Here is an 8079-nt window from a genome sequence, read left to right on the forward strand (position 1 = left end):
AGTGAACAATGCGGTAGAATGTGGTGATCTTAAGTTTTCTCCCGCAATTGGTTCAGATGCTATTGTATTCGCCAACTGGTCTATTGCCTTCGGTTCAAACGCTTTGGCGCAAAATGCATCGAACAGTCGATGTATTCAGCGAATTCAAGACCCATTCTCAGTACTGCACAACGCGAATATGTTACTTGATGGTTTAGGTTGGTCGCCTTTATCTACAGAATGGGACTACCGTAAAACCTGGCGTCGAGTGGAGCAGGAGTTATTTAGTGAAGAGCTTGCTTATTTAGAGTCAGTGAATCGCTAATAAACTGGAAAGGCCAATCTGACGTTATGGTTGGCTTTTTTATCGCACTATTGTGACGAATCGTCATTAAATCTCGAAGGTTGGCGTTCAGCCAATGATCACGAGAAGCATAGGAAGTTACTAAAAACTAACTTATGTAGCCAAATTCATTCGATCTAAAGTTTGCATGTCGAGTTTGTCTGGTTATTTACAGCATTTGCTGTTTTTTTAGTTTTTAAATTTGACGAAACGTCACAAAAGGAGAGTGTGATGCCACATCACAACGTTCAACAATACGCCCGTTCAGGGTGGGGTAAGCTACCAACGAATTACAGTGTATTGGTGATGCTTGCTACCGTTTTATTGATTGTCATAGCAACCATTGGAGGAAAAAATCTTTACTTTAGAGGAGATTACGACATCTTCTTTGATGGAACAAATGAGCAGTTACTTGCGTTTGATGAAATTCAAACCACCTTTGCAAAATCTGACAGTCTTGCTTTGGTTATAGCGCCAAAGAGCGGCACTGTTTTTACTCCTAGCACATTATCTCTTATTCAGCAGATCACTGACGAGGCGTGGCAAGTTCCATACTCGACCCGCGTTGATTCCCTCGCCAACTACCAGCATACCGAAGCGTTTGAAGATGATCTTCTTGTCGAAGATTTACTGTATAGCGAATATGAATTGACACCTCAACGAGTAGAGAAAGTCAAAAGTATTGCGTTGAGTGAGCCGGTTTTGAAAAGTTCACTGATTTCTGAAAAAGGAGATGTCACGGTCGTAAACATTACGGTCCAACTCCCTGAAATAGATAAAACTGCTGAAGTACAAGAGGTGGTTGCTTACATAAACGGAATGATTGAGCGTTATCAGCAAGTGTACCCAGACACGGAATTCCATAAGGCTGGTATTATTGCAATGAACTACGCGTTTATGACCGCAGCCCAAGATGATAGCGCAACATTAGTGCCTACTATGTTACTAGTGATATTGGTGTTTCTGACCATCATGTTGCGCTCATTGCTTAGCGTCATCGCGACACTCATCGTTATTATCGGCTCGGTTATGGTTACAATGGGCTTGTCAGGATGGGCTGGTATGTTCTTAAGCACGGCGACCGTTAATGTGCCTACCTTGGTGATGACGCTTGCCGTCGCAGACTGTGTACACATCATCGCGACAATGCGTCAGTCTATGCAAAACGGCTTTAGTAAAGCCCACTCTATTGAGCGAAGTATTGCGCTCAATTTCATGCCTATCTTGATTACCTCCATTACCACCGCGATCGGCTTTTTAATGATGAATATGTCGGATTCTCCAATCCTGAGAGATTTCGGCAACCTATCAGCCCTTGGCGTCATGGTTGCTTGTTTCCTTTCCATCACGTTACTTCCCTCCTTGCTTAATATCCTTCCGGTTACGGTGAAGTCGGATACTTCTGATGAAAGAAAGCACTTTATGGATCATTTAGGAGATTTCGTGGTGTCAAAGCGACATGCGTTATTGCCGTTGTCGGTGCTTGTTATTGTCGCGAGTGCGAGCTTGATTCCGCTGAACAAAGTCAATGATGAATCCGTCGAGTACTTTGGCCATAGCAATGAATTTCGCCGAGCGGCTGATTTTATGGAAGAGCGAATCAGTGGCATGGCGAACATCAGTATCGCGATAAAAACCAACGAATCGCAGGGCATTGCCGATCCTAATTTTCTCAATTCCGTGGGTAAATTTACTGACTGGCTAAGGTTGCAGTCAGAAACGGACCATGTTGCGACCTTGAGCGATGTTTATAAGCGCCTAAACAAGAACATGCATGGAGATGATCAGGCTTATTACTCGCTCCCTCAAGACAGAGAATTAGCGGCTCAATATCTGCTGCTTTATGAAATGTCACTACCGTATGGTTTAGATTTGAACAACCAAATCAATGTAGATAAGTCGTCGATCAAGATGGTTCTCACCGTGGAGAACTTGGGCAGCGTCGAGCTTGTTGATTTGGAAAATCGCATTTACCAATGGTTTAACGAAAACGCGCCTCAATATGATGTTGTTGCGTCTAGTCCTTCACTGATGTTTGCGCATATTGGTGAAACGAATATGGCCAGCATGCTGTCAACCTTGCCCATTACTCTTGTCTTAATCTCTGCATTACTGATCTTTGCCTTGCGTTCGTTCAAGCTTGGCTTAATTAGTCTTGTCCCGAATATTGCTCCTGCGCTTATTGGTTTTGGTATTTGGGCGCTGGTTTCTGGCGAGATTAACTTGGGATTGTCTGTCGTTGTGACATTAACGCTTGGTGTTGTTGTCGATGACGCCGTTCACTTTCTTTCTAAATATCAACACGCTCGTAAAGATGGCCACAGTGCGGAGCAAGCGGTTCGCTACGCCTTTCGTACCGTGGGGCGCGCACTCTGGATTACGACGGTCGTGCTTGTTGCTGGTTTCTCTGTTCTGGCGATGTCGAGCTTCCGTTTAAATGCCGATATGGGACAGCTGAGTGCCATTGTCATCTTTATTGCCCTTGTTGTGGATTTCATCTTCCTACCGACTCTACTGATGTTGTTTGACAAAGGCGTTTACGACGAGGTGGAGCGCCGAAATAAGCTTAAATCAACTGACTCTCAAACCAAGACTGTTACTCAGTCATAACGAATTAAAGGATCGAACATGAATTTAGTAAAAAATGCCTTAAAAGTATCAGTACTTTCTGTCTCGCTTATTATGAGTCATGCGGTGTTGGCGGATGAAGCCAAAGGACTAGAAATTGCCCAAGAGCGCAAAGCCCGTGATGAAGGGTGGGGGGATTCTGTTGCTACGATGCAAATGATTCTGCGAAACGCGCAAGGAGAAAGCAGCACACGTTTAATGCGCTTACAATCACTCGAAGTTGATGGCGATGGTGACAAAGGGCTCACGATATTTGATGAACCGAGAGATGTAAAAGGCACGGCGTTTCTTAACCATTCTCATACGGTGGGTGCCGATGACCAATGGCTTTACCTTCCTGCACTGAAACGTGTGAAACGTATTTCCTCGCGTAACAAATCAGGTCCTTTTATGGGCAGTGAATTCGCGTATGAGGATCTCAGTTCCTTTGAGATTGAAAAATACCGTTTCAACTACCTAAAAGATGACAGCATAAACGGGCAAGATGTTTTCGTCGTAGAACAAATTCCGACCGATAAGAACTCAGGTTATACCAAGCAAACGGTGTGGTTAGATAAAGCGCATTATCGTCCACTTAAAGTTGAGTTTTACGACCGCAAAGGCTCTTTGTTAAAAACGCTTTCTTTTTCCGATTACAAGCAATATCTCAACCAATATTGGCGAGCGCATACTATGGCGATGACAAACCATCAAACAGGAAAAAGTACTGAGCTAACGACTAGCGAAATGCGTTTTAACACTGGATTACAAGACAATGACTTTCATAAGAATGTGTTGAAGCGAGTGAGGTAGTGGAGGAAAAATGAAGCGATTAAATGCTGGGTTGTTGCTTAGTGCAGCAGCCTTTTTTTACTCGATGCCTCTGACTGCCGTCGAGCTTGCAGGACAAGTCAATATTGAGCATCGTCAGTTTTTTAAAACGGGCTCTCAGGGTCAGAGCAAAGCGCAAACGTCATTGGTTTTGCAGCCAGAATTTTACTGGGAGATGCAAAATGGTGATGCAAACTTTACTTTCACACCTTTCTATCGTCTGGATGGTCTAGACGATGAGCGAAGTCATGGTGACATACGAGAGGCACTTTATCTGACTTATTGGGATGATTATGAGCTTCGAGTTGGGATTAGTAAGGTCTTTTGGGGAGTGACTGAATCAGCCCATTTAGTTGATGTAGTAAACCAAACAGATGCCATTGAAGCCGTCGATGGTGAAGATAAACTCGGTCAGCCGATGTTACATTTTACCTCTTTCAAAGACTGGGGCACCGTCCACGCAATGTTGTTACCTTACTTTAGGGAACGAACGTTTGCGGGTACAGATGGCCGCTTGCGAACCGAACCCGTTGTCTCTGATGATGCTATCTATGAATCAAGCAGAGAAGAGAAGCACGTAGATGTGGCTTTTCGATATTCGAAAATGCTTGGCGATTGGGACGTAGGCCTAAGCTATTTATATGGAACAAACCGGGATCCTTACTTTCGTTTAGAGTACGGAGAATTAAAGCCTTACTACGCTCTGATGAGTCATGTCGGTCTGGATGTGCAAGGAATTGTTGGCGATTGGTTATGGAAACTAGAAAGTGTTTATCGAGATAGCGCTGATAATCATGTCGGTCTTGTGACGGGTTTTGAGTATACCTTCGTCGGTGCATTTGACACGGTTTGGGATGTGGGAGTTATTGGTGAGTACCTCTATGACAGTCGTGGGAACAACGCACAAACTATCGGTCAAAATGATGTGTTTGCAGGTATTCGTTGGGCGCTCAATGATGAGGACGGAACGGAAGTATTGACGGGAATTACGAAGGATTTAGATAACGATGATGTTTACAATGCTAAGTTAGAAGCATCGAGCCGAATATCGAATCACGTTAAGTGGCAAATTGATGCTTGGTTGTTTAAAAATGAAACACCAAATGATTTGCTCTACTTCGCTAGAGATGACGATTTTATCGAGCTATCTATTCAATACTATTTCTAAAACAAAAGGGCACAACTAAACGGCAGATTAACTAAAGATGACATTTTTGACGTTTTTGTGCTCTTTTTATTCAATAACCTCTTCTTTTCGTAATTCAATTTGGCATTGGTGCCCGGTTTGGCTACTATGTACAGCTATCAAAAAACCAATCACTCCCTTATGGACACTACCTACAGGTAGATGAGGAAACGATGCAACATCTAGAAGAGATCATTGCTAGCGCGAGCACTGCAATTGAAGCTGCCGAATCGCTAGTCGCACTTGATGAAGTGCGTGTTCAGTATCTGGGTAAAAAAGGTGAGCTAACTGCTCAACTTCAAAGCCTAGGCAAACTACCACCAGAAGAACGCCGTGAAGCTGGTCAAGAGATCAACAAAGCGAAAGGCGTAGTTCAGCAAGCTATCGCAGCTCGTAAAGATGCACTACAACGTGCTGAGCTTGAAGCGAAACTAGCAGCAGAAACAATCGACGTAACACTACCAGGTCGTCGTATTGAAAACGGTGGTTTACACCCAGTAACTCGTACTGTAGAGCGTATTGAGAAGTTCTTTGGCGAACTTGGTTTTAACACCGAGGCTGGCCCAGAGATCGAAGATGCATTCCACAACTTCGATGCGCTAAACATCTCAGCTGATCACCCAGCGCGTACTGACCACGATACTTTCTTCTTCAACCCAGACTTGATGCTTCGTACTCATACGTCAGGCGTACAGATCCGTACGATGGAAAATGGTAAACCACCATTCCGTTTCATCGCACCAGGCCGTGTATACCGTAACGACTACGACCAAACGCACACGCCAATGTTCCACCAAGTGGAAGGCATGCTGGTTGATGAGAACGTAAACTTTGCTCAGCTGAAAGGCATCCTGCACGATTTCCTATGTAACTTCTTCGAAGAAGAAGTAGAAGTACGTTTCCGTCCATCTTACTTCCCATTCACTGAGCCTTCAGCTGAAGTAGACGTGAAAGGCAAAAACGGTAAATGGTTAGAAGTACTAGGCTGCGGTATGGTTCACCCGAACGTGCTACGTAGCGTAGGTATCGATCCTGAAAAATACTCTGGTTTCGCATTCGGTATGGGTGTTGAGCGTCTAACAATGCTTCGTTACGGCGTGAACGACCTACGTGCGTTCTTCGAGAACGATCTTCGTTTCCTAAAACAGTTCAAGTAATCCAGAGGGTTCATCAACATGAAATTCAGCGAATCATGGCTTCGTGAGTGGGTAAACCCTGCGGTTACTACTGACGAGCTAACTCACCAAATTACAATGGCCGGCCTAGAGGTAGACGACGTTCTTCCTGTTGCTGGTTCTTTTACTGGCGTTAAAGTCGGTCACGTTGTTGAATGTGGCCAACACCCAGATGCAGACAAACTGCGCGTAACTAAAGTTGACGTGGGTGAAGAAGAGCTTCTAGACATTGTTTGTGGCGCACCTAACTGTCGCCAAGGTCTGAAAGTAGCAGTCGCAACAGTTGGTGCTGTTCTTCCAGGTGATTTCAAAATCAAAAAAGCGAAACTACGTGGCCAGCCATCTCACGGCATGCTTTGTTCGTTCACTGAACTAGGTATCGACGTTGAGTCAGACGGCATCATGGAACTAGCAGAAGACGCAGTAATCGGTACTGATTTCCGTGAATTCCTAGGTCTAGACGACGTAACAGTAGACGTAGACCTAACAGCAAACCGCGCTGACTGTTTCAGCATTCGTGGTCTAGCTCGTGAAGTTGGCGTACTAAACCGTGCTGACGTGACAGAGCCATTAGTAGAAGCAGTTGCCCCTTCAATCGACGATAAAGTGTCTATCGAAGTGAAAGCGCCAGCTGCGTGTCCACGTTACCTAGGTCGTGTAGTTAAGAACGTAAACGTTCAAGCTGAAACGCCACTATGGATGCAAGAGAAACTGCGTCGTTGTGGTATTCGCTCTATCGACCCTGTGGTAGATATCACTAACTACGTTCTTCTAGAGCAAGGCCAACCAATGCACGCATTCGATCTAGCGAAGATCGAAGGTGGCATCGTAGTTCGTATGGCTGAGCAAGGTGAGAAGCTAACACTTCTTGACGGCAGCGAAGCAGAACTAAACGCAGATACACTAGTAGTAGCGGACCACAACAAAGCACTTGCAATCGCAGGTATCTTTGGTGGTGAAGAGTCAGGTGTAACAACTGAGACTAAAGACGTTTTACTAGAGTGTGCATTCTTTGCACCTGACCACATCCGTGGTCGCGCTCGTAGCTACGGTCTGCACACTGATTCTTCAATGCGTTTCGAGCGTGGTGTGGATTACGCACTACAAGTAAGCGCAATGGAGCGTGCAACTCAGCTTCTAGTTGAGATCTGTGGTGGTGAAGTAGCACCTGTTGTTGCAGTAGAGTCTGAAGCAGACCTACCTAAGCCAAACAAAGTTGCTCTACGTCGTACTAAACTAGACAACCTACTAGGTCACCACATCGCTGATGCTGACGTAGTAGAAATCCTAGAGCGCCTAGGTTTGACTGTTGAAGCTTCTGAAGAAGGTTGGGTGGCAGTAGCGCCAACATGGCGTTTCGATATCGCTATCGAGCAAGACCTGATTGAAGAAGTTGGCCGTATCTACGGTTACGACAACATTCCTAACCAAAACCCAGCAGCAGCACTTAAGATGCACAACCACGTTGAAGCGGATCTTCCACTGAAACGCGTTCGTGATCTTCTTGTTGACCGTGGTTATCACGAAGCAATCACATACAGCTTCGTTGAGCCTGAGCAGCAAAAGCTAGTTGTACCTGGTGTTGAGCCTCTCGTACTTCCAAACCCAATTTCTGCAGACATGTCAGCAATGCGTCTTGGTCTTATCCAAGGTCTGTTGAACACGGTTGTTCACAACCAGAAGCGTCAACAGCCACGCGTTCGTCTATTCGAATATGGCCTACGTTTCATCCCATGTGAATCTGCAGAAAACGGCATGCGTCAAGAGCCTATGCTTGCAGGTGTTATTGCTGGTACTCGTGGTGAAGAGCACTGGGATATCGAAACCAACACTGTTGATTTCTTCGACCTTAAGGGCGATCTAGAAGCGATTCTAGAGCTATCTGCGAACGAAAAAGCGTACTCTTTCGCTGCACTGTCACCTGAAAGCAAAAAAGCTAACCCAGCACTTCACCCAGG

At 45.2% G+C, this 8079-nt stretch carries 5 protein-coding genes and 1 pseudogene; all 6 read left to right on the plus strand.

What is annotated here, in order from left to right:
• A pseudogene (locus IQR33_RS06275) lies at positions 1 to 304 on the plus strand (TetR/AcrR family transcriptional regulator); the annotation flags it as partial.
• Between the two features lie 249 nt (positions 305 to 553).
• Positions 554 to 2932 (plus strand): efflux RND transporter permease subunit, encoded by a 2379-nt coding sequence (locus tag IQR33_RS06280; RefSeq protein WP_054574058.1) that lies wholly within the window; start codon positions 554 to 556, stop codon positions 2930 to 2932.
• A gap of 18 nt (positions 2933 to 2950) precedes the next feature.
• Positions 2951 to 3742 (plus strand): outer membrane lipoprotein-sorting protein, encoded by a 792-nt coding sequence (locus IQR33_RS06285; RefSeq protein WP_025766823.1) that lies wholly within the window; start codon positions 2951 to 2953, stop codon positions 3740 to 3742.
• Between the two features lie 10 nt (positions 3743 to 3752).
• Positions 3753 to 4928: a hypothetical protein gene (locus IQR33_RS06290; protein WP_054574059.1), complete on the plus strand. Its 1176-nt coding sequence runs from the start codon at positions 3753 to 3755 to the stop codon at positions 4926 to 4928.
• A 191-nt stretch (positions 4929 to 5119) separates the two neighbouring features.
• A complete protein-coding gene (pheS, locus tag IQR33_RS06295) occupies positions 5120 to 6103 on the plus strand; it encodes a phenylalanine--tRNA ligase subunit alpha (RefSeq protein ID WP_193837431.1) in 984 nt (327 codons plus the stop codon).
• Between the two features lie 18 nt (positions 6104 to 6121).
• Positions 6122 to 8079 (plus strand): phenylalanine--tRNA ligase subunit beta (gene pheT / locus IQR33_RS06300; RefSeq protein WP_228013780.1); only part of this gene is annotated, 1958 nt, incomplete at its 3' end.

The organism is Vibrio sp. OPT46 (genome assembly GCF_015163535.1).
Classification (GTDB): domain Bacteria; phylum Pseudomonadota; class Gammaproteobacteria; order Enterobacterales; family Vibrionaceae; genus Vibrio; species Vibrio alginolyticus.